20 protein-coding genes are annotated in these 20,333 nt (G+C 58.7%); 4 read left to right on the top strand and 16 right to left on the bottom strand.

Annotation, left to right across the window (positions count from 1 at the left end):
- Positions 1 to 260: 260 nt before the first annotated feature.
- The 12 genes from JNB91_RS00555 to JNB91_RS00500 all read right to left on the bottom strand — a co-directional run bounded on the left by JNB91_RS00555 (position 261) and on the right by JNB91_RS00500 (position 14,402).
- Positions 261 to 761 carry a PAS domain-containing protein gene (locus JNB91_RS00555; RefSeq protein WP_220323569.1) on the bottom strand — a complete coding sequence of 167 codons (501 nt, stop codon included), beginning with the start codon at positions 759 to 761 and terminating at the stop codon, positions 261 to 263.
- 182 nt (positions 762 to 943) lie between these two features.
- Positions 944 to 2,065, bottom strand: a complete 1,122-nt coding sequence (locus JNB91_RS00550) for a branched-chain amino acid ABC transporter substrate-binding protein (protein WP_220323568.1) — start codon at positions 2,063 to 2,065, stop codon at positions 944 to 946.
- Between the two features lie 142 nt (positions 2,066 to 2,207).
- The gene (locus tag JNB91_RS00545) at positions 2,208 to 2,561 is read right to left on the bottom strand and encodes a DUF6867 family protein (protein WP_220323567.1); all 354 of its coding nucleotides are present in this window, start codon (positions 2,559 to 2,561) and stop codon (positions 2,208 to 2,210) included.
- A 39-nt stretch (positions 2,562 to 2,600) separates the two neighbouring features.
- Positions 2,601 to 3,329, bottom strand: coding sequence for an ABC transporter ATP-binding protein (locus tag JNB91_RS00540; protein ID WP_220323566.1), 729 nt, complete (start codon positions 3,327 to 3,329; stop codon positions 2,601 to 2,603).
- Positions 3,329 to 4,192: an ABC transporter ATP-binding protein gene (locus JNB91_RS00535; protein WP_220323565.1), complete on the bottom strand. Its 864-nt coding sequence runs from the start codon at positions 4,190 to 4,192 to the stop codon at positions 3,329 to 3,331. Before JNB91_RS00535 ends, JNB91_RS00540 begins: the two co-directional genes overlap by 1 nt.
- Positions 4,192 to 5,580 (bottom strand): high-affinity branched-chain amino acid ABC transporter permease LivM, encoded by a 1,389-nt coding sequence (livM, locus tag JNB91_RS00530; RefSeq protein ID WP_220323564.1) that lies wholly within the window; start codon positions 5,578 to 5,580, stop codon positions 4,192 to 4,194. Before livM ends, JNB91_RS00535 begins: the two co-directional genes overlap by 1 nt.
- 1 nt (position 5,581) lies before the next feature.
- Positions 5,582 to 6,484 (bottom strand): branched-chain amino acid ABC transporter permease, encoded by a 903-nt coding sequence (locus JNB91_RS00525; protein ID WP_220323563.1) that lies wholly within the window; start codon positions 6,482 to 6,484, stop codon positions 5,582 to 5,584.
- A gap of 268 nt (positions 6,485 to 6,752) precedes the next feature.
- Complete coding sequence (locus JNB91_RS00520; protein ID WP_220323562.1) at positions 6,753 to 9,179, bottom strand: GcvT family protein; 2,427 nt, start codon at positions 9,177 to 9,179, stop codon at positions 6,753 to 6,755.
- A gap of 180 nt (positions 9,180 to 9,359) precedes the next feature.
- A complete protein-coding gene (locus tag JNB91_RS00515) occupies positions 9,360 to 9,908 on the bottom strand; it encodes a sarcosine oxidase subunit gamma (protein ID WP_220323561.1) in 549 nt (182 codons plus the stop codon).
- 5 nt (positions 9,909 to 9,913) lie between these two features.
- Positions 9,914 to 12,871 carry a sarcosine oxidase subunit alpha family protein gene (locus tag JNB91_RS00510; RefSeq protein WP_220323560.1) on the bottom strand — a complete coding sequence of 986 codons (2,958 nt, stop codon included), beginning with the start codon at positions 12,869 to 12,871 and terminating at the stop codon, positions 9,914 to 9,916.
- Complete coding sequence (locus JNB91_RS00505; protein WP_220323559.1) at positions 12,868 to 13,140, bottom strand: sarcosine oxidase subunit delta; 273 nt, start codon at positions 13,138 to 13,140, stop codon at positions 12,868 to 12,870. Before JNB91_RS00505 ends, JNB91_RS00510 begins: the two co-directional genes overlap by 4 nt.
- 8 nt (positions 13,141 to 13,148) lie before the next feature.
- Entirely contained in the window at positions 13,149 to 14,402 is a 1,254-nt protein-coding gene (locus JNB91_RS00500; RefSeq protein ID WP_220323558.1) for a sarcosine oxidase subunit beta family protein, read from the bottom strand.
- A 271-nt stretch (positions 14,403 to 14,673) separates the two neighbouring features.
- On the opposite strand from JNB91_RS00500, the gene JNB91_RS00495 reads away from it, so the two are divergent.
- Both JNB91_RS00495 and sciP read left to right on the top strand, forming a co-directional pair.
- Positions 14,674 to 15,705: a DUF2793 domain-containing protein gene (locus JNB91_RS00495; RefSeq protein WP_220323557.1), complete on the top strand. Its 1,032-nt coding sequence runs from the start codon at positions 14,674 to 14,676 to the stop codon at positions 15,703 to 15,705.
- A 243-nt stretch (positions 15,706 to 15,948) separates the two neighbouring features.
- Complete coding sequence (gene sciP / locus JNB91_RS00490) at positions 15,949 to 16,224, top strand: CtrA inhibitor SciP (RefSeq protein ID WP_105414767.1); 276 nt, start codon at positions 15,949 to 15,951, stop codon at positions 16,222 to 16,224.
- Positions 16,225 to 16,292: 68 nt separating this feature from the next.
- On the opposite strand, the gene JNB91_RS00485 is transcribed toward sciP, so the two are convergent.
- On the bottom strand, positions 16,293 to 16,757 hold the full coding sequence (locus JNB91_RS00485; RefSeq protein ID WP_223217996.1) for a paraquat-inducible protein A: 465 nt from the start codon (positions 16,755 to 16,757) through the stop codon (positions 16,293 to 16,295).
- A 111-nt stretch (positions 16,758 to 16,868) separates the two neighbouring features.
- Here JNB91_RS00485 and JNB91_RS00480 point away from each other — a divergent pair, with 111 nt between their 5' ends.
- The gene (locus tag JNB91_RS00480; protein ID WP_220323555.1) at positions 16,869 to 17,147 is read left to right on the top strand and encodes a GNAT family N-acetyltransferase; all 279 of its coding nucleotides are present in this window, start codon (positions 16,869 to 16,871) and stop codon (positions 17,145 to 17,147) included.
- A gap of 124 nt (positions 17,148 to 17,271) precedes the next feature.
- Here the strand turns inward: JNB91_RS00480 and JNB91_RS00475 are convergent, their stop codons facing one another.
- Positions 17,272 to 17,622: a flagellar export protein FliJ gene (locus tag JNB91_RS00475; protein WP_112454130.1), complete on the bottom strand. Its 351-nt coding sequence runs from the start codon at positions 17,620 to 17,622 to the stop codon at positions 17,272 to 17,274.
- Positions 17,623 to 18,045: 423 nt separating this feature from the next.
- On the opposite strand from JNB91_RS00475, the gene ctrA reads away from it, so the two are divergent.
- Complete coding sequence (ctrA, locus tag JNB91_RS00470) at positions 18,046 to 18,747, top strand: response regulator transcription factor CtrA (protein WP_046794530.1); 702 nt, start codon at positions 18,046 to 18,048, stop codon at positions 18,745 to 18,747.
- Positions 18,748 to 18,891: 144 nt separating this feature from the next.
- Here ctrA and JNB91_RS00465 read toward each other — a convergent pair whose 3' ends face one another.
- Both JNB91_RS00465 and chpT read right to left on the bottom strand, forming a co-directional pair.
- A complete protein-coding gene (locus tag JNB91_RS00465; protein WP_220323554.1) occupies positions 18,892 to 19,254 on the bottom strand; it encodes a response regulator in 363 nt (120 codons plus the stop codon).
- 122 nt (positions 19,255 to 19,376) lie between these two features.
- On the bottom strand, positions 19,377 to 20,024 hold the full coding sequence (gene chpT, locus JNB91_RS00460; RefSeq protein WP_220323553.1) for a histidine phosphotransferase ChpT: 648 nt from the start codon (positions 20,022 to 20,024) through the stop codon (positions 19,377 to 19,379).
- Positions 20,025 to 20,333: the final 309 nt, after the last annotated feature.

The following is a 20,333-nucleotide window of genomic DNA, read 5'->3' as shown; positions in this document are numbered from 1 at the left end:
CTATTAGAATATACTATATATCAAAGATACAATCTGGCATTCGTTGTTGCGGCGCAACGGAAAGGGTAGTGAATCGCTTCACACAACAAGGCCACCTTGATGACATCCGATACGAATTCCTCGCTTGCATCCCTTCTCAGCCTCGTTCAGACATTGAAGCGCGACGGCAACGGCACCCGGCTGTCACCTTCCGAGAGAGAAGCCAGGATTTCTGCTGTCATCGAGAGATTGTCGAGCGTGCAGCCGCTGCCCCTCTCCCTTCAGGCCGCACCGATGACTTTAAGCGCCGAAGAAAGATAACGCGCAGCAAGATCGTTCCCCCTTTTTTGGGCGATATCGAGCGCCGACCTGCAATAGCCGGTCAGCGGATCGGGCATGGATGAAGCGACACTATTCGAAACCTCCATGATCGTGCCGTTATAGATGAACGGGATTCCCGCATTATCCTTGAGGCACCGCCCGACGGACAGGACATCAACTGCGCCGCGTTTAGCGTGATCGATACGATATTGCTCCTGATAGACCTGCCCGCTGGTAATCGCCCGATGGATCGACGCGGCAACCCGCGCGCGGTCATCGATCGCAATACGGTCCATCAAGGCAAGAATTGGTAAGCCCGACGCCATGATGCTCTCTTCGATGCCAAAGAGTTCCGCCAGAGCAACATCACCATAAAACCGGTCTTCAGCCAGATCCCAGCTGAAAAAAGCCATTCCGCAGGATAAAAAAGCAGCACCAAGTTCAGTATTCAGCGGGAACATGCGAATCCTTTTCTGAAACATTCTCAGGTCACTTATTTTAGAACATTATAACTCCGTAAATTACAGTTTCTGACCCGTAAACAATTGGCCCCGAAGTCTAGAGCCTCGGCGAATGCTCACAAAAACGAGAAAAGCCCGGCTCGCGCCGGGCTTTCCCTTTATTTCTTGTTTCAGGCGAAGGCTTAGCTGCCCTGCTGGAAGTAGCTGTACTTGCCGTCCGGACCCTTCTTCCATTCGTACATGACGTAGCCCGGAAGCTTCGGGTCGCCCTTTTCGTCGAAGGCGATTTCGCCGAGAACGGTCTTGAACGAACCTTCCTTCAGCTTGGCCGCAACGGCTTCCGCATCATCGGCGCTACCCGCAGCCTTGATTCCTTCAGCGATGAGCTGGACGGCAGCGTAGGAATAGAGCGTGTAGGCTTCCGGGTTGAAGCCGGCGGCCTTGAACTTCTCGACCAGCGCCTTGTTTTCCGGGATCAGGGTCGGGTCAGGACCAAAGGTGTTGAGCGTGCCTTCGACAGCGTCGCCGGCGATCGAGGCGAGTTCGTTGGAGACGATACCGTCACCCGATACGAGCGTTGCCTTGAGGCCCTGGTCCTTTGCCTGACGGATGATCAGCCCGGCTTCCGTGTGCAGACCACCCCAGTAGATGATCGTAACACCGGCTTCCTTCATCTTGGCGATGAGGGCGGAGAAATCCTTGTCGCCGGTGTTGACGCCTTCGCGCACGACTTCCGTCTTGCCGGCAGCGTTATAAGCCTTTTTGGTCTCTTCAGCGAGGCCCTGGCCGTAAGGTGTCTTGTCGTCGATGATGGCGATCTTGGCGTCGGCAAACTTCTCAGAGAGATACTTGCCGGCAACGCCGCCCTGCTGGTCGTCACGGCCGCAAGTGCGGAACGTGTTCCACAGGCCGCGCTCGGTGAAGACCGGGTTGGTGGCGGCAGGCGTGACTTCGAGAATGCCGTTTTCGGCATAGACTTCAGACGCCGGGATGGAAACGCCGGAGTTGAAGTGACCGACGACATATTTCACGCCGTCAGCAACGAACTTGTTGGCGACCGAAACGCCCTGCTTGGCGTCGGACACGTCGTCACCCAGCGCGATGACCAGCTTCTCGCCATTGACGCCGCCTGCGGCATTGATGTCGGCGATGGCCTGCTCGGCACCCTTCTGCAGCTGCGCGCCGAAAGCGGCGTTCGGGCCGGTCAGCGGGCCGCCGACGGCGATCGTGATGTCAGCCCACGCATTGCCGCCGAAGGCAACCATAGCCGACAGCGCAACGGCGGAAAGAAGAGACTTCTTCATAGAATAACTCCCAGTTATTATGAGGTGAGAGGTTTTTTGGGATCCGGCGCAATACCCACCATTACTGCACCGGAAGCTGTTCCACCTTTTGGTGTATTTTTATATTTGCCAAACCCGATCTGAATTCAGATCCTGTCTGGTGTCAATCTTTCTTCTTCCATGAGAAAGCTGAGGTCGGCTCATAGAGCCAGTAGTAATTCTGCACCATCTGGCGCGTGCGGCGAACCCGGAAACCGGCCAGCGCGAAGGCCAGCAGCAGAACCAGATCAAGCACATAGTAGAAGGCGTTGATGAACGGTCCCTGGAAGAGGGCATAATGCAGGAACTGCATGGCGACAGCCAGAAGCACCGCATAGATCACGACTTCGCGATAGCCGTCCCAGCCTTCGGCGGCAGCCTTGCCGGAGCGCCACGCGGTCCAGAAACCAAGCAGCAGAACGAGGCCGCGCAAAAAATAGCGAACAACGGTATCCGTTTCGAAAAACAGGCCCTGCATGTCAGTTCCCCCCGCCGGAGATGATGATGGTAAGCGCGCTCAATGCCGGCCTCCTTCGAGATAGGCCGCACGGACTTCCGGATTGGCGAGAAGCTCCTTGCCGGAGCCGCTCATCGTCACCTTGCCGTTGACCATGACATAGGCGCGGTCCGACAGTTTCAGTGCCGCGAATGCGTTCTGTTCGACGAGGAAGACGGTCAGCCCCTCTTCCTTGTTGAGCTTCTTGATCGCTTCGAAAATGCCCTTGACGATCAGGGGCGCGAGACCGAGTGACGGCTCATCGAGCAGAAGCAGTTTCGGACGCGACATCAGCGCACGGCCGATCGACAGCATCTGCTGTTCGCCGCCCGAAAGCGTGCCGCCGCGCTGGCTCTGGCGCTCCTTCAGGCGCGGGAACATCGCAAAGACCTTCTCGACGTCTTCCTTGAAATATTTCAGGTTGTCGAGATTGGCGCCCATCTGCAGGTTTTCCAGCACCGTCATGCGCGGAAAGATGCGGCGACCTTCCGGCGACTGCGCGATACGCTTGCGGGCAATCAGGTGCGTCGGCAGCTTGGTGATATCCTCGCCGTCGAAGATGACCTGACCGTTCTTGGCCTGCGGGCTACCGCAGATGGTCATCATCAGCGTCGACTTGCCGGCGCCATTGGCGCCGATAAGGCTGACGATCTCGCCCTTGTGGACTTCGACATCAACGCCCGAAAGCGCGCGGATATTGCCGTAATAGGTTTCGACACCCTGGACTTTCAGAAGGGTTTCACCGGCCATCAGACGGTCCCCTCATCGAGCTTTTCCTCGATTGCTTCAACTTCATCATCCTCGACGCCGAGATAGGCTGCGATCACCTTCGGGTCGTTCTTCACGTGATCGGGCGTGCCGTCGGAAATCTTCTGGCCGTATTCCAGAACGACGACATGGTCGGAAATCTCCATGACGACGGACATGTCGTGCTCGATCAGGAGCAATGACGTGCCTTCGTCGCGGATGGCGCGCAACAGCGTGTTGAGCGTCAGCGATTCCTTCGGGTTGAGACCGGCCGCCGGTTCATCCAGGCAGAGCAGTTCCGGCCCGGTGCACATGGCGCGAGCGATTTCCAGACGGCGCTGTGCGCCATAGGAAAGGTCACCGGCCGGATCGTCGGCACGATCGATGAGATCGGCCATTTCCAGCCAGTGACGGGCCTTCTCGATCGCCTCCGCGGCTGCGGTTTTGTAGGCCGGCAGGCCGAGCAGTCCGAGGATCGTATAGCCCGACGCCTTCATCAGCACGTTATGCTGCGCGACCAGCAGGTTTTCCAGAACCGTGAGACCCGAGAACAGGCGGATATTCTGGAAGGTACGGGCAACGCCCGCAACCTTGTTGATCTCGAAGTCGCGCAGGCGCTCCAAGAGATAATCCTGCCCATCCTTGCGCTTGAGCGTGATCATGCCCATCGTCGGCTTGTAGAAACCGGTAATGCAGTTGAACACGGTGGTCTTGCCTGCACCATTCGGCCCGATCAGCGCGGTGATTTCGCCACGTTTCGCCTCGAACGAGAAGTCGTTGATCGCCATCAGGCCACCGAACTTCATCGACAGGTGATCGACCTTGAGGATCGCGTCTTTTGTCATTGTTGTCGTCCCGGTCGTCATCAGCCGTGGCCTTCCTTGGTGAAGCTGCCGGAGACAGCTTTTCTCTCCTTCAGGAAGGCGGTTGGCTCACGGGTGCCGACAAAGCCACGCGGCTTGAACAGCATGACTATGATCATCGCTAGGCCGAAGAGCAGCATGCGGTAGAGTTCAGGCGTGAAGTCCGGCCCGAAGACGTGCTTGAGGAATTCCATTTCGCGCAACAGTTCCGTGCCGCCGACCATGACCACCGCAGCGATCGCAATGCCCGTCAGCGACCCCATGCCGCCGAGAACGACGATGGCGAGGATGACGGCGGATTCCAGGAAGACGAAGCTTTCAGGCGACACGAAACCCTGGCGCGCGGCGAAGAAGGAGCCGGCGAAACCGCCGAACATTGCACCCGTCGCAAATGCCGTGAGCTTGGTCGTGACCGTGTTGATGCCGAGCGAGCGGCAGGCGATCTCATCTTCACGAAGCGCTTCCCAGGCACGGCCGATCGGCATGCGGCGCAGCCGGATCGTCACGTAGGCGGTGATCAGGCAGAGTGCCAGGATCACGTAGAACAGGAAGATCTTGTAATAGACCGACGAAGACGGAAGTCCCCAGGCTTTGTTGAAGTTGTTCGCCGCGCCGACATCGAAGGACCAGATGCCGAAGAACGATGCCTTGGCGATACCGGAGATACCGAAAGTACCGCGGGTTACATCCGTCCAGTTGATCAGAACGAGGCGGATGATTTCACCGAAGGCAAGCGTCACGATCGCAAGATAGTCCCCTCGCAGTCGCAGCACCGGAAAGCCGAGGATGATGCCCCAGAAACCGGCCAGAATGCCCGCCATCGGCAGCAGCAACCAGAAGGAAAAGCCGAAATTGGCCGACAGAAGCGCGTAGGAATAGGCACCAACGGCATAGAAGGCGACATAACCCAGATCGAGCAGACCGGCGAGGCCGACGACGATATTCAGGCCCCAGGCGAGCATCACGTAGATGAGGATCTGAATGCCGAAATTGTCGACATATTTCAGCGAGCCCTGACGGCCGAAGATCAGCATGGCCAGAAACGGGTAGCAGAGCAGGAAGAGCAGCGCGATCTTCAGGAAATTCCTGTGAAAGAAGCTCTTGTCCGTCGAGATGTCGAGGACACCGCTCTTCGCCTTGGCGAGCTTGCGCTTGTCCAGATGCGGCTTGATGAAACCGACCGTCAGGAAGCGGCCGATGGCGGCCACCGCGACGAAGACGGCCAAGAGGCCCCAGCGCGTGCGCCATGTGAGCTGGTTGTTGATGTCCTGATAGGTCTCGATACCGACGAACAGAAGGAACATGCCGAAGGCGATAACGCCGGCGAAAATGCCTTCCTTGACGGCCTTGGCCATGAGGCTGGATGAATTGTTTTCCGCAGTGTAAGCCATATCAGACCTTCTCCACTTCCGGACGGCCGAGAATGCCGGTCGGCTTGAAGATCAGGACGATGGCAAGGATGGCGAAGGTCGCGACATCCTTGTAGGCGATCGAGAAATAGGCCGACCACAGGCTTTCGATCAGGCCGATCAGCAGCCCACCGAGAACGGCGCCCGGCAACGAGCCGATACCGCCGAGAACGGCTGCGGTAAATGCCTTGACGCCCGGAATGAAGCCGTCATTGAAGCCGGCGACACCGTAATACATCAGATACATGGTACCGGCGACGGCAGCCAGAGCGGCGCCCATGATGAAGGTGATGGAGATCGTGCGGTCGACATCGACGCCGAGCAGCGCCGCCATCTTGCGGTCCTGTTCGGTGGCGCGCTGGGCGCGACCAAGCGGCGTCTTGTTGACGATGTACCAGAAGGCGAAGAGCAGGACCGAGGTGATCACCACGATCAGGATCTGCTTGAGCGAGATGGTGATATTGCCGAGGTGGTAGACGTCGGTCACCAGCGGCGGGATCGGCTTGTTGCGCGGGCCCTGCGTCACCTGGATGAAGTTGGACAACACGATCGACATGCCGATCGCCGTGATCAGCGGCGCCAGGCGGAAGGACCCGCGCAGCGGCCGGTAGGCCACGCGCTCGATCGTCCAGTTCCACAGCCCCGTCATCAACATGCCGACCAGCAGCATCACCAGCAGCAGCAGCGCCACCGGAATGCCGGCAAAGAAGGATGTCAGGATCAGGAAGATGATGAGGGCAGCAAAGCCGCCGAGCATGAAGATATCGCCATGGGCGAAGTTGATCATGCCGATGATGCCGTAAACCATCGTATAGCCGATTGCCACGAGGCCATAGATGGATCCGAGAGTCAGCCCGTTGATGAGCTGCTGGATAAAGTATTCCATACAGTTTCCCCTAATGCGGTCCTTTGGCGGCCGCACCATTCTTTCAAAGACCTGATGAGATCTTCAATTTTTTTGATTCCTATCCGTTTCGTTAAAAATGTGAAGTGCAAAATAAAGAGGCAGATCAATTTTCACGAGCTTTTGCCCACGATGGCGCAAATACGCTCAAAAATGCCAGAAATGCGGCACTGAGATCACAGAAATTGAGCGTTTTTGGCGTGTAAAAACGCGCCGTCCAACTCCCGATTTTCTATAGAGTTTACAACTATCAAGAGCGCATCCGAGACCCGTTTGAGTCAAACAGTGGCACCGGCTGCAGAAAGGCCGGTCGCATTTCTCCCAGAATTTCGATTTGCCATCCGGAAGCCACCTCGGCTATCTCCCTGGGTACATAGCCCATCGCAACGGATACTCCGGATGCGTGGGCATAACCGCCCGAAGTGACCCATCCCCTCACCTCGCCGTTCAGCGAAATCGGCTCATCGCCAATAACGTCTGCATCCCCGGCATCGACGATCAGGGTGATAAGCCGCATCGCCCCGCCGGACGCCTTCTCGCCGAGTGCCGCCTGCTTTCCGATGAAATCCGCCTGCTTGCCATAGGAAATGAAGCGGCCAAGCCCCGCTTCCAGCGGCCCATAGAGCGGCCGATATTCCCGCGACCAGCTGCCGAAGGTTTTTTCGACGCGAAGAGCATTGAGCGCACGCAGACCGAAAAGCGAGATGCCGAATTCACGGCCTGCCTCCATCAGCGCATCGAACAGATAGTGCTGGTATTCCGGCTTCATCCAGATCTCGTAGCCAAGATCGCCGGTATAACTGACGCGCCCGAGGATGACCGGCGCCATGCCGAGATCGATCTCACGCACCGACATGAATGGAAGGGCTTGATCCGACAAGTCGAGATGAGTCAGCTTTTGCAAGACTTCGCGCGCCTTCGGCCCAGCAACGGAAAGCCCCAGCAGACCGAGATTGAGCGCCTCGACTTCGACCGAACCATCCTCCGGCAGATGCTGCTCGAACCAGCGCATGTGATAGTCCTCCGCAATGCCGGAGCCGATCAGCAGGAACTCCTCGTCTTCAAGCGTCGCAAGCGTAAAGTCACCTATCAGCTTGCCCGCATCGTTCAGCATCGGCGTCAGAGCCATGCGCCCTTCCGGCGGTATTTTGCCGGCAAGAATGCGGTCCAGCCAATTCCGCGCACCCTCTCCGGCAATCAGATATTTGGCAAAGCCCGAGGTTTCCATCATGCCGACCGAGGCGCGCACTGCCTTCGCTTCACGGCCGACATGCTCGAAATCAGTCGAGCGCCGCCAGGAAAACGCATCCTCGACACCCGCGGGTGCAAACCAGAGCGGCGTCTCCAACCCGTAGGACGCGCCGAACACGGCACCGGCCGCCTTGAGCCTGTCATAGATCGGCGTAGTCAGCAGCGGCCGCGCGCCCGGCAGCTCTTCGTTGGGATAGCGGATCGAGAAGCGGCGCGAATAGTTTTCGCGCACCTTGGCGTTCGTATAGCCGAGCGTCGCGTAATCACCGTAGCGGCAGACATCCATGGCGAAAACGTCGAAGCCCGGATCGCCGTTGATGATCCACTGCGCCAGCGCCAGACCGACACCGCCACCCTGCGAGAAACCGGCCATGACCGCGCAGGCCGACCAGAAATTCGTCATGCCGCGCACCGGCCCGACCAGCGGATTGCCATCCGGCGAGAAGGTAAAGGGGCCGTTGATGATGGTCTTGATCCCGGCAGTATTGAACGCGGGAAAATGCCGGAATCCGACTTCCAGTTCGCCGGAAATCCGCTCGATATCCTCGGCCAGCAATTCGTGGCCGAAGCTCCACGGCGTCTCGATCGGAGACCATGGGCGGCAGTCCGTTTCATAGGTGCCCATCAACATGCCGTTGCGTTCCTGGCGGATATAGATTTCGCCATCGAAATCGACGCAATGCATCAGCTCGCAGCCGGACTTTTGGTTGAACTCGATCACCTCGGGCATGTCCTCGGTGATCAGATACATATGCTCCATGGCGAGCACCGGCAGTTCCAGCCCGACCATGCGACCGACCTCACGCGCCCACAGCCCAGCGGCATTGACCACATGCTCGGCGCGGATCTCCCCCTTGTCCGTCACCACCCGCCACATGCCGTCCGGCAGTTGGATCAGTTCCTCGACCTTGGTGTGCAGATAAATGTCCGCCCCGTTCTTTTTCGCCGATTTGGCATAGGCGTGCGTCGTGCCGTAAGGATCGAGATGGCCTTCATGCGGATCGAAGACAGCGCCGACGAACTCTTTTGGATCAAGCAGCGGCATCATTTCATGCGCCTCCTCGACAGAGACGAGCCGCGCCTCACCGCCGGCATACTTGCCCTTGGCGAGCAGCGACTTGAACCAGTCGAACCGCTCGTGGGTGGCGGCGAGCATCAGGCCCGACGTCATGTGCAGGCCGATATCCTGGCCGGAATAGGCTTCGATCTCCTTGTAGAGCTCGACCGTATATTTCTGCAGCTTGGCGACATTCGGATCGCCGTTGATCGTGTGCATGCCGCCCGCCGCATGCCAGGTGGAACCGGAGGTGAGCTCGGACCGCTCGACCAGAACCACGTCGCTCCAGCCGAATTTCGTCAGGTGGTAGAGGATGGAACATCCGACGACACCGCCGCCGATCACGACAACCCGGGCATGGCTCTTCATTCAAATTCTCCGGTGAGAGCAAGACTTTCGTCATGCGTTGAATGCTGCAACTCACCGCAGCGTAATGACAATCAGAACGGCTCAGTAGACCGTTCTGCGAAGCCCAATGTCGCTTTGCGAAAAATACCTATCCAGTGAGCGCCACCAGATCACCGGTTCAAGGATTGATGATCCGCCTCGTCAATCCGCAAAAGCGGCAGTCAGCGCAAACTCGCGGCCCATCTCCATCATCTCCTCGAAAACCGAGCCTGCGAAGGAACGCGGCACGGTGATCTCGAACGTATCGGCACCGGTACGGGCCAGATTGGCCGCAACATGGCAGCACAGCATGTTGGCCGAAGCGCCGATGGCAAATGCATCGGCATGCAGATCCACCGCCACGCATTTCGCCAGGATTTTACGCACATTGGGGCCGGAGATTTGAAGCAGTACGCGACTATCGCTCTGATCGACGGCCGACGCGCCGGCGATCTCGCCGAGAAGGTTCTCTATCGTCGAGGCGCCTGACGTTGTCGAGACGACCAGCCATTCTCCCGGAGCGCAGTTCCGCAGCTGGATGCTCTCAATCGATTTCAGCCCATCTTCAACGAGAACCTCGCTTCCGCGATGCGCCAGAACCGAAAAGATCGCCGGACGGCGGATGACGGAGAGATGGTTCGGATTTGCCTTGGCCTCGAAGCCTGCGAGATAATCTTCCAGAACATGCCGGTGAAAGAGAGTGAGCGACATGATGCTTACCCCTGAAGCTTGCTGTTGTCGGGATCGACGAAGACGGGCGGGCAGACCTGCGCCAGCACCTCTTTTCCGCGCAATCCATCCCAGACCACGATGGTTTCGCCATAGCGTTCCCGGCCGGATTTCAGCATGGCCAGGCCGATTGTATGACCGAGCGTCGGCGAATGGCAGACGGAGGAAACCCAGCCCTGATCACTCGCCATCGAAGGTGGCACGTCCTCCTTCAGCAGATGCGCGCCGGCCAGAAACTCCTCGAGTTTTTCCAGCGGCCTCAGGCCCACCAGCTGCAGCCGGTCGGCGGCGGTAAGGCCGAAGCGGCTCGACTGCCGCTTGCCGATGAAATCCGGCTTCTGCAGCGCCATCATCCGGCCGAGCCCAAGATCGTCCGGCGTCGTGCGGCCATCCATTTCGCTATGGGTGACAAAGCCCTTCTCGATACGCAGCACATTGAGCGCTTCGACGCCATAAGCGCAGATCCCCTCGTCCTTGCCGGCTCCCATAATCGCATCCGCGACCGCCTCACCGTAACCGGCCGGAACGGCAAGCTCGTAAGCCAGTTCGCCCGAAAACGAGATGCGGAACAGCCGCGCCTTCAGCCCGCCCCGAAGCGTCACGGCTCTGGCGGCGAGATAGGGGAAGGCCGCATCGGAAATGTCGTCTTCCACCACCCGGCTCATGATCGTCCGGGCGCGGGGTCCGGCAAGCGACATCTGCGCCCACTGATCCGTGACGGAGACGAAGCGAACATCGAGATTTGGCCAAAAGGTCTGCGACGCAAATTCGAGATGCGCCATGACCTCTGCTGCATAGGCGGTCGTCGTGGTCATCACGTAATGGTTTTCGGCAAGCCGGCTCGTCGTGCCGTCGTCGAAGATCATTCCGTCCTCGCGCAGCATCAGGCCGTACCGCGCCCTGCCGACCGGCAGCTTGAGGAAATTGTTGCAATAGATGCGGTTGAGGAATTCCGCCGCATCCCTGCCGAAAATCTCGATCTTGCCGAGCGTCGAGACATCGCAGAGCCCGGCATTGCTGCGGACATTGTTGACCTCGCGGTCGACGCTTTCGCGCCAATTATTCTCCCCCGCCCGCGCAAACCAGGCTGAGCGATGCCACAGACCGGCTTCGACAAAAGTGGCGCCGTTCTTTTTCGCCCATTCATGCAGCGGCGAGGTGCGAACCGGAGCGGCATGCTCGCCGCGCGATGTCCCCGCCAAAGCTCCGAAGGAAACCGGGGTGTAGAACGGCCGGAAGGTCGTGGTGCCGATCTCGGCCGGCGAAACGCCGCGCATGCCGGCAACGATGCCGACCGTGTTGACGCCGCCAAGCTTTCCCTGGTCGGTCGCCATGCCGGCGGTCGTATAGCGCTTGGTATGCTCGATATGACCGAACCCTTCGCGCTGGGCGAGCCCGAGATCGCTGACCGCCACATCGTTCTGGAAATCGACAAAGGCTTTGTCTTTCGCCCCCGGCACGTACCAGACCGGCGCGAAGGCCGGATCGTATTCGCCTTCCACCTCGGGGATGTTGATCTCGTAGGCGGCAAAGCCGAGTTCGCGCGCAAGTGCTGTGGCCTTACCCGCACCATCCTTCAGGCAGGCCGAAATCGTCTCGGCCCCTGCGGCGGAACCGGCGGCAATGAAAGCCGACCCGACATCCGGCGCCATGAAGGCCTGGGCCTCGTCGGACCAGACGGGCTTTGCGCCGCGCTGGCACATCAGGTGTACGATCGGCGACCAGCCGCCCGAAATCGCCAGCGCATCGCAGGCGATCTCCTCTTGAAAACCCGACCGTTCGGCAATCAGCGCATCGATGCGCTTGCCGCCCTTGGTACCGACGACGCCGCCATTGCGGATCACCCGCACACCGTCCGGCACGGCATCCGCAGACTGTGCGCGTGCATCGATGATTGCCGTGATATCGACACCGGCGGCGACCAGATCGGCCGCGGTGCGATAACCCGATCCGCCATTGGTGAAGACGGCAACGTTGCCGCCCGCCGCTACGCCATATCGATTGGCATAGGTACGCATGGCATTCGCCGTCATCACGCCCGGCTTGTCGTTGCCGCCGAAAACCAGCGGCCGCTCTTCCGAGCCGGACGCCAGGATGGCGCGCTTGGCGACGATGCGCCAGAGCCGTTCCATCGGCAGGTCGGGCGATGGCGTCGAAACATGTTTCTGCACCCGCTCGACGGCACCGAAAACCATGTCGTCATACCAGCCGAACACGGTCGTTCGCGGCATCAGCGTGACATTCGGCAGGGCAGCCAGTTCCTCGATCATCGCCTTGGCAAAATCGGCAGCCGTAACGCCGCCGACGGATGCGCTTTCCGACAGAAACGATCCGCCCAGCCGAAACCCTTCGTCCGCGAGGATAACCCGAGCGCCGGCACGCCCCGCGGCAAGTGCCGCCATCAGGCCGGCCGGACCGGAGCCGATGACCAGCAGATCGCAATGCGCCCAGGATTTCTCGTAGCGGTCCGGATCGGCCTGCATCGTCAGCTTGCCGAGACCGGCTGCGCGACGGATGACCGGTTCATAGAGCTTTTCCCAAAGCGCTGCCGGCCACATGAAGGTCTTGTAGTAGAAGCCAGCACCCAGCATCGGCGAAAGCAGGCCGTTGATCGCGCCGATATCGAACGACAGCGAAGGCCAGCGGTTCTGGCTGGCCGCAGTCAGCCCGTCGTAAAGCTCGGCAACGGTCGCGCGCACATTCGGCTCGGAGCGAGCACCGGTGCCGATCGTCATCAGCGCATTGGGTTCGGCAGAACCGGCCGTCACCGGCCCGCGCGGGCGGTGATATTTGAAGCTGCGGCCCATCAGCATCTGGTCGTTAGCCAGCAGGGCAGACGCGAGCGTGTCGCCCTCGAAACCCTTGTAGGTCTTGCCGTCAAACGTGAAGGTCAGCGGCTGGCCGCGATTGACCCGGCCGGCGGATCCGAGACGATAGGAGGTCATTCGCTCATCCCTCTGATCGCTACGGCATCGACGACGCTGAACACGTCATGGGTCACGTTATCGCGCTCGACGATCAGGAAGCGACGGCAGCCACCGGCATGATGCCAGTATTCCTGATATCGGCCTTTCGGGTTTTCCCGCAGATAGACATAGGCGTGCCAGTCCTCCTCGCTCGCGGCAGGATGCGGGCGCGCCAGCGCCGTGCCGCGAATGGAAAACTCTTCCTTGGGTCTGGTGCCGCAATGCGGACAGGTAATCAGGCTTGCCATGGACTATCTCAGTGAATGTTCGGCTGGGGGCCTTTGCCCGCTTCGTCGATCATGTGGCCGCGCTCGAAGCGGTCGAGCCGCAGGAAGCGCGAAACATGGTGGCTCTCGTTCTTGGCGATCAGATGGGCGAAACAGAAGCCCGAGGCAGGTGTCGCCTTGAACCCGCCGTAACACCATCCCGCATTGAGGTAGAGATTGTCGATCGGCGTGCGGTCGATGATCGGCGAACCATCCATCGACATGTCCATCACACCGCCCCAGGAGCGCAGCACCTTGGCGCGCGAAAGGCCGGGAATGAGCGAGACGCCCTCTTCCATCGTATGCTCGACGGTCGCGAGATTGCCGCGCTGGGCGTAGGACGAATAATAGTCGATGTCGGCACCGAAGACCAAGCCGCCCTTGTCGGACTGCGAGATATAAAAATGCCCGGCACCATAGACGATCACATGGTCGATCGCCGGCTTGATCCCTTCGGAAACGAAGGCCTGCAGCACATGGGTTTCGATCGGCAATTCCAGCCCCGCCATCCGCGCCGTCTCGGAAGAATGGCCAGCCGTCGCCAGCGCCAGCTTGTTGCAGCCGATAAAGCCCTTGTTGGTATCGACGCCCGTCACCCGCCCCTGCTCGTCGCGGCGGATGGCGTTGACCTCGCAATGCTGGATGATATCGACGCCGCGCATATCGGCGCCGCGCGCATAACCCCAGGCGACCGCATCGTGCCGCACAGTTCCGCCGCGCTTCTGTAAAAGGCCGGCAAGGATCGGGAAGCGTGCATGGTCGTAATTCAGGTAAGGCATCAATGCCTGAAGCTGCTTGCGGTCGAGCAGTTCCGCATCGACCCCGTGCATGCGCATCGCATTGCCACGCCGCGCATAGGCGTCGCGCTGCCCATCGGAATGCGCCAGCATCATCACGCCGCGCTGGCTGACCATGGCATTATAATTGAAATCCTGCTCAAGCCCTTCCCACAGCTTCAGCGAAAATTCGTAGAAGGGGATATTGCCTTCGAGCAGATAGTTGGAGCGGATGATCGTCGTATTGCGGCCGACATTTCCCGAGCCGATATAGCCTTTTTCCAGCACCGCGATATTGGTGATGCCGAATTCCTTGGCGAGGTAATAGGCCGTCGAAAGGCCATGCCCGCCGCCGCCGACAATGATCACATCGTAATGCGATTTCGGCTCAGGCTCACGCCAGGCCGGTTTCCACAGCCGGTTGCCCGAAAGCGCCTGCTTGATGATCGAATATGCCGAATATCGCATCCATCCGTCCCGTTCATGTCCAGCCCACCTTCGCATATGCGGGGATAAGGACAAGCGCAATCAGGACACCAACAGTTCCGTTTGCGACAACTTTCCCAGCATCATCAGGCTGTTGCGCCGATAGGACGCATACTTTGGGGCAGCCCTCGAAGCAGACAACGGGGATGAATAGCAAGGCCGCGTCAGTGCTTTCAATAGCTTGACCTCAACTTCGTCCCCGCATCATCGCAACAGTCTTAAAATCCGGCAGACACGTTTTCCGGAGACGACCATGAGCGACCGCACCACCAATCTAGACATGCCCTTCATCATGCCTTCGCAGGCACAGAAACACGTCATCCATAACGAGGCCCTGCTGCTGCTGGACGCAATCGTTCAGCTTTCTGTTGTCGATGAGCGCAGCAGTCCGCCACAGACACCGCAGCCGGGAGAGCGATTTGTCGTTTCAACCGGCGCCACAGGGGCGTGGAGCGGCCGCACCGGCCGGATCGCGATCTGGCAGGACGGTTACTGGGCCTATGCCAAACCAAGAACCGGGTGGCGTGCATGGTTTGCAACGAGCGGCAGGCTGAAAGTATTTGACGGATCGGCTTGGCAGGATTTGCCTTTGCCCGAAAATGCAAACGTCATGACACTCGGCATCTCCGCTACGGCCGATGAGACCAACAGGTTCGCCGTCTCCTCTCCCGCCAGCCTCTTCAATCACGCAGGCGACAGCCATCGGCTGAAGATCAACAAGGCATCGGCAACCGATACCGCAACACTCCTCTTCCAGTCAGGCTGGACAGGACATGCTGAAATGGGGCTGGCAGGAAATACCGACTTTTCCATCAAGGTCAGCAATGGCAGCGAATGGAAAACGGGGCTGGCGATCGATAGCGCCGGCCGCGTGACCACGCCGAACCAGCCCGCGGCCTCTGCCTATCGCAGCGGCACCACCTTCGCTCCGACCTCGGGACAGCAAAGCGGCCTGTCGAACTTCGCACTGAACCAGGGCGGCTTCACGCTTGGGTCGGCGGTCGCAGGTGGCGGCAACACGCTCGTTGTTCCGGCCACAGGCCTCTACCTTGTCGCCCTCACCCTGTCGCTGGCCTCAGCATCGGCCGCCTATAGTGTCACGGTTTCGCGCAATGGTAGTTCCACCGTCCTCAGGATCGCCGGATCGACCGGCACCGCCACCACGCTGTCATCTGCAGCGGTCGCTCAATTGCAACAAGGCGATACACTGACATTCAGCCATTCCGGTTCCGCCACGTTCAATGCCGGCGCGACCGGAACTATCCTTTCAGTCGCAATGATTTAGCGAAAAAACTTCAAAAAATGATACAGGCCCGTGCCAAATTCGCACAGCCCAAGCCGCTCAATTCAATTTTTTCGCCCGTTCCCCCTCCCCTGCAGGCCTTATTTTGCAGGGGATTGAGGGCTAAAGCACAGAAAAAATACGACCTTTGCGAGTTAGGTCACATTTGCGGAACCTGTTTAGTCAAATGTTAAAACTGCCGGACTAGGCTCTCCGGCGTGGTCTTGTGTTGTGTAGAGAGTTCCAATGACCGAAATGATCCGTCCACGAGTTAAATATGTCATCGGCCCCGATGGCAGCCCGCTGACGATTGCGGACCTTCCCCCGGCCAATACGCGCCGTTGGGTTATCCGTCGTAAGGCTGAGGTTGTCGCGGCTGTTCGCGGTGGCCTGTTGAGCTTGGAGGAAGCCTGCGACCGTTATACGCTTACCGTCGAAGAATTCCTCTCCTGGCAGTCGTCGATCAACGATCATGGCCTTGCCGGCCTGCGTACGACGCGTATCCAGCAGTATCGCCACTAGGCGCATTTGGCGAAAGCCACCCTTTCAAGGGTGCCGTGGCCCAGGTCGCGGCATCCTTTGTTTTATCCTTATTCCGATTGCCGTTCCGTCTTTCCCAGTTTGACCACAGAGGGAAAGATGGCAGCAATCACCGCAGACGCCGCATAGCACCAGAAGCCGGGAAGTGTGACGGCAGTCGCAAGGCCGCTCGTCTTTGCCGCGAAGATAACGATCGCGACAAGCATCACGTCCATCATCGACCATCTGGCAAGATGCGGCATAGCTTGGCCCAGCAATTGCGACCTCCCCTCGCCGGCCGCGACCTCAAGCCCGAGAACGATCAACTTCGCAGCTGGAAACGCGAGCGAAAATGCGCCGACCGCGGCAGCCAGTCCGACATTTCCATCTCCCCACAGTTCTGCGACAAGTTGCAGCAGCGACGGCTCGCTGCTGAAAAAATAAAGCTGATCGAACCGCATGATCGGCAGGGTGACGCCGAATGCGAGCAGCACAGCCGATAGACCCAGTATCGAAAGCGGCACAATCCGGCTCAAACCAACTCCCTGAAAGATGCGGCCAATCTTCGCTTGCACGCGAAGCTTCATAACATGGCGCAAATCAGTTTATCCTCCAAGCCGACATGTGAGTGCGATTGGAGCAGAGAAATGGAAATCAGCCGCGAAGAAAAAACATCAGGTGGGCGTTATGCCGCAAGCGTTGAGGGGCATGAGGCCGAAATGACCTATTCGCGCACCTCGCCGCAACTGATCATCATCGATCACACCGGCGTCCCGGACGCATTGCGCGGCAAGGGCGTCGGCCAGGCTCTGGCAAAATTCGCGATCGAAGACGCCCGAAAAGGCGGCTGGAAAATCATTCCGCTCTGCCCATTCTTCAAGGCCCAGGTCGAGCGCAATCCCGACTGGCAGGATGTCATTAAATAATTCAGCGCTTCACTTCGAAGCAGGAGAGGATCGGCTGAGCGATCCGCAGCCGTAGAGGAAAAGGAAAAAGGGCGCCGCCCCTTGCGGGTCGCCCTCTTCAGCCCCTCGATATTTGCCGGCGCTTTTAGGCGCGGGCCCGCATCCCGCCGTCACGCTCTTCGAGCGCGGAAGCCTTGGCAAGTTCTGCCTCCGCCTCTTCCAGTGCCAGTTCGGCACTATCCTGCTGAACCTTCAGTTCCCGAATTGAGACCTGCAGGTTATCCGCCCGCTGGCGAGCGGCCTTTGCAAAGGTCGGATAAGCGAAATGACCGGGATCCGTAATTCCCGATTTTTTCTCTTCAAGCGTGATCTGGTGTTCCAGTTCCTTCGCCATCCGTTCGAATTCTGCCATCATCATCTGCAGCTGCTGCAGCTGACGACGCTTTTCGTTAACCTGAAATCCCTTCAGGCGAACAAGGCTGTCACGCGACTTCATACGCAATACTCCGTGGATACAAACACCCCGGCCCGTGATCTGTCTGTTACACTGCAGATCAAAATAATTTCTGACGCGTTAATAAATTTGACGCGGCATTAACTTTTCGTTTACGGGCATCATTAATGATAAAGACGATCGTTTAAGGGTCGGTAAATACCAAGTCCTAATTGGACCGCGGCAATGTGTCAGTCGCAAGAATCACTTAGCGGGAAGTCCTCGACCGCTGATTCAACATGGTGATGTCCAATCCGTAAAGGAAAACAGGCTGCTGCTTATTTTGCTTAATAAATTGATGCACCTTGCCAAATCAGGTCACAGTTTGTTAACCATTTGGTGGCAGCTTCCAAATCAGGCACAGTCTGGATCCGTAACGAGTGAGGGGGCAAAAGGTAACCTTGCGCGGCGGTAAAGGGGAAAAATATGCGGGTTCTACTCATCGAAGATGACAGCGCAACAGCGCAGAGCATCGAGCTGATGCTGAAATCGGAAAGCTTTAATGTCTACACCACTGATCTTGGTGAAGAAGGCGTCGATCTTGGCAAGCTATACGACTATGACATCATTCTTCTTGACCTGAACTTGCCCGACATGTCGGGTTATGAAGTTCTGCGGACGCTGCGTCTGTCCAAGGTCAAGACACCGATCCTGATCCTGTCCGGCATGGCCGGCATCGAGGACAAGGTTCGCGGTCTCGGCTTCGGCGCCGACGACTACATGACCAAGCCCTTCCACAAGGACGAACTGGTTGCTCGCATTCATGCGATCGTCCGTCGCTCCAAGGGTCACGCCCAGTCGATTATCATTACCGGTGAACTGATCGTAAACCTCGACGCCAAGACCGTCGAAGTCGGCGGCCAGCGCGTTCACCTGACGGGCAAGGAATACCAGATGCTGGAGCTGCTTTCGCTCCGCAAGGGTACGACGCTCACCAAGGAAATGTTCCTCAACCACCTTTATGGCGGCATGGACGAACCGGAACTGAAGATCATCGACGTCTTCATCTGCAAGCTGCGCAAGAAGCTCGCAAATGCTGCAGGCGGTGCAAACTACATCGAAACCGTCTGGGGCCGTGGCTATGTGCTTCGCGAGCCGGATGGTGCGGAATACGCCGAAACGGCCTAAAGCCGACGGAATTCCCCTTTGCCTTAAAACCCGCTTGGTGCGCCAGGCGGGTTTTATTTTGCCCGGTCGACGCTCTTGAATGTCACGAACAAAAACGGCGACCGAAGGCCGCCGCAAAAAACACCGTGATCAGAAGACGCCCCTTCAGGCGGCAGCAGCATAGGGAGAAAAGACCGAAGTCAGGATCTTGCGATCGAAGGGCTTGAGCAGGAATTCATCGGCCCCTGCCCGCTTGCCGGCCATCATCTTCTTCAGATCGGCTTCGATGACGCAGTAGAAAATCTTGACGTCCTTGCCATTCGGCAGGGCGCGAACGGCCGCAATCAGATCCAGGGCACCGTCGAGGCTCGCATCAACGATCATGAAATTCGGCAGCTCGGCCTGGCAGCCACGCAGCGCCTCGTGCGCATCACCGGCCTCGGCAATCAGAAAGCCGAGTTCGGACAGAATGCGCTTGCCGACTTTTCGCACAATATCGGAATTGTCTGCGATCATCAGACGCTGCATAACCCGCTCCCCTTCAGCGACCTGTCAAGCGGTCGACCGTTAAGATATAGCCCGCTGCGACTAACGAAAGGTTAGCGGCTCCGGCGGCCCACATGCGCCACCGGAAACTTGCTTAAATGGCTTCAGGCAGCAGCGATCTCGGCGATGAACGTAATCCTGTCTTCGCCAACGATATGCTTCAGCTCCATGTCGGACTCTTCTGCGAGAAGAACGGTATAGTAGGGCTGGATGGAATGGGCATCGACCGCCTCTTCCAGTGTGCCGCTGCAGATCTCGACGAACTTGGCCGGCACGCGCATCATCCGGCCCTTGACCACGATCTCGAACCGGGCGTTTCCTTCCGGGTCTTCCAGCGTCACATCGATGGAGCCACCGCGCGGAATGCCGGCATAGGCGACAAGGAAAAGGTTGAGCAGCAGCTTGACGCGGTTCTTCGGAATGATCGCGCGCGGACCATTCCAGGTCACTTCGGTCTTCTTTTCCGCGACGGCAAAATCCTTGGCAGCCTTCTCGGCCTCGCCGGTATCGATGGAGGCACCGACCGAACCGGACGCGCCGAAGGCAAGACGAGCGAACTTCAGGCGAACCGACGCGTTGGTCGCAGAGGTGCGGATCAGGTCGAGTGCGTCGGCATCGGCAGCCCCCTCGTCGAGAAGCTCAAGACCGTTATTGATCGCGCCGACCGGCGAGATGACGTCGTGGCAGACGCGGCTGCACAGGAGTGCCGCCAGATCCGGACCGCTAAGGGTGAGATTGGGATTTTTCGGCATGCTATTCTCCTGATGCATCTGGTGCCAATCGCCGCTCTTTGCCATGGCAAGATTGCGTGGGGATGGAACGATAAGGCCGGCATATTGACACTACGTTTGGTAAACTGACCATTAAGTACACACGCAGGAAGACGACAAAGATCGCGGATTTGTATTATTTCGGTATTTTCCGCCCCATGCAGGCGCAGTTTTGCGCCTCAACAAAGACAAGTTCGGCGAGCGTATGATGCTGTCGCGACAGGCGGTGTTTACCCGCCGAAGGAACGGAAAGATCGGACCGGATACCAAGCAGTGATATTCATAGCGAAC

The organism is Aliirhizobium wenxiniae (assembly GCF_019511445.1).
Taxonomy (GTDB): Bacteria; Pseudomonadota; Alphaproteobacteria; order Rhizobiales; family Rhizobiaceae; genus Neorhizobium; species Neorhizobium wenxiniae_A.
Note: the sequence above shows the minus strand (reverse complement) of the source record. Positions and strands in the feature narration are given on the sequence as shown.

Bases quoted from the DNA above. Each gene is read 5' to 3' on its own strand.
- JNB91_RS00555 (WP_220323569.1), bottom strand. From the start codon at position 761: ATGTTCCCGCTGAATACTGAACTTGGTGCTGCTTTTTTATCCTGCGGA.
- JNB91_RS00550 (WP_220323568.1), bottom strand. From the start codon at position 2,065: ATGAAGAAGTCTCTTCTTTCCGCCGTTGCGCTGTCGGCTATGGTTGCC.
- JNB91_RS00545 (WP_220323567.1), bottom strand. From the start codon at position 2,561: ATGCAGGGCCTGTTTTTCGAAACGGATACCGTTGTTCGCTATTTTTTG.
- JNB91_RS00540 (WP_220323566.1), bottom strand. From the start codon at position 3,329: ATGGCCGGTGAAACCCTTCTGAAAGTCCAGGGTGTCGAAACCTATTAC.
- JNB91_RS00535 (WP_220323565.1), bottom strand. From the start codon at position 4,192: ATGACGACCGGGACGACAACAATGACAAAAGACGCGATCCTCAAGGTC.
- livM (WP_220323564.1), bottom strand. From the start codon at position 5,580: ATGGCTTACACTGCGGAAAACAATTCATCCAGCCTCATGGCCAAGGCC.
- JNB91_RS00525 (WP_220323563.1), bottom strand. From the start codon at position 6,484: ATGGAATACTTTATCCAGCAGCTCATCAACGGGCTGACTCTCGGATCC.
- JNB91_RS00520 (WP_220323562.1), bottom strand. From the start codon at position 9,179: ATGAAGAGCCATGCCCGGGTTGTCGTGATCGGCGGCGGTGTCGTCGGA.
- JNB91_RS00515 (WP_220323561.1), bottom strand. From the start codon at position 9,908: ATGTCGCTCACTCTCTTTCACCGGCATGTTCTGGAAGATTATCTCGCA.
- JNB91_RS00510 (WP_220323560.1), bottom strand. From the start codon at position 12,871: ATGACCTCCTATCGTCTCGGATCCGCCGGCCGGGTCAATCGCGGCCAG.
- JNB91_RS00505 (WP_220323559.1), bottom strand. From the start codon at position 13,140: ATGGCAAGCCTGATTACCTGTCCGCATTGCGGCACCAGACCCAAGGAA.
- JNB91_RS00500 (WP_220323558.1), bottom strand. From the start codon at position 14,402: ATGCGATATTCGGCATATTCGATCATCAAGCAGGCGCTTTCGGGCAAC.
- JNB91_RS00495 (WP_220323557.1), top strand. From the start codon at position 14,674: ATGAGCGACCGCACCACCAATCTAGACATGCCCTTCATCATGCCTTCG.
- sciP (WP_105414767.1), top strand. From the start codon at position 15,949: ATGACCGAAATGATCCGTCCACGAGTTAAATATGTCATCGGCCCCGAT.
- JNB91_RS00480 (WP_220323555.1), top strand. From the start codon at position 16,869: ATGGAAATCAGCCGCGAAGAAAAAACATCAGGTGGGCGTTATGCCGCA.
- JNB91_RS00475 (WP_112454130.1), bottom strand. From the start codon at position 17,622: ATGAAGTCGCGTGACAGCCTTGTTCGCCTGAAGGGATTTCAGGTTAAC.
- ctrA (WP_046794530.1), top strand. From the start codon at position 18,046: ATGCGGGTTCTACTCATCGAAGATGACAGCGCAACAGCGCAGAGCATC.
- JNB91_RS00465 (WP_220323554.1), bottom strand. From the start codon at position 19,254: ATGCAGCGTCTGATGATCGCAGACAATTCCGATATTGTGCGAAAAGTC.
- chpT (WP_220323553.1), bottom strand. From the start codon at position 20,024: ATGCCGAAAAATCCCAATCTCACCCTTAGCGGTCCGGATCTGGCGGCA.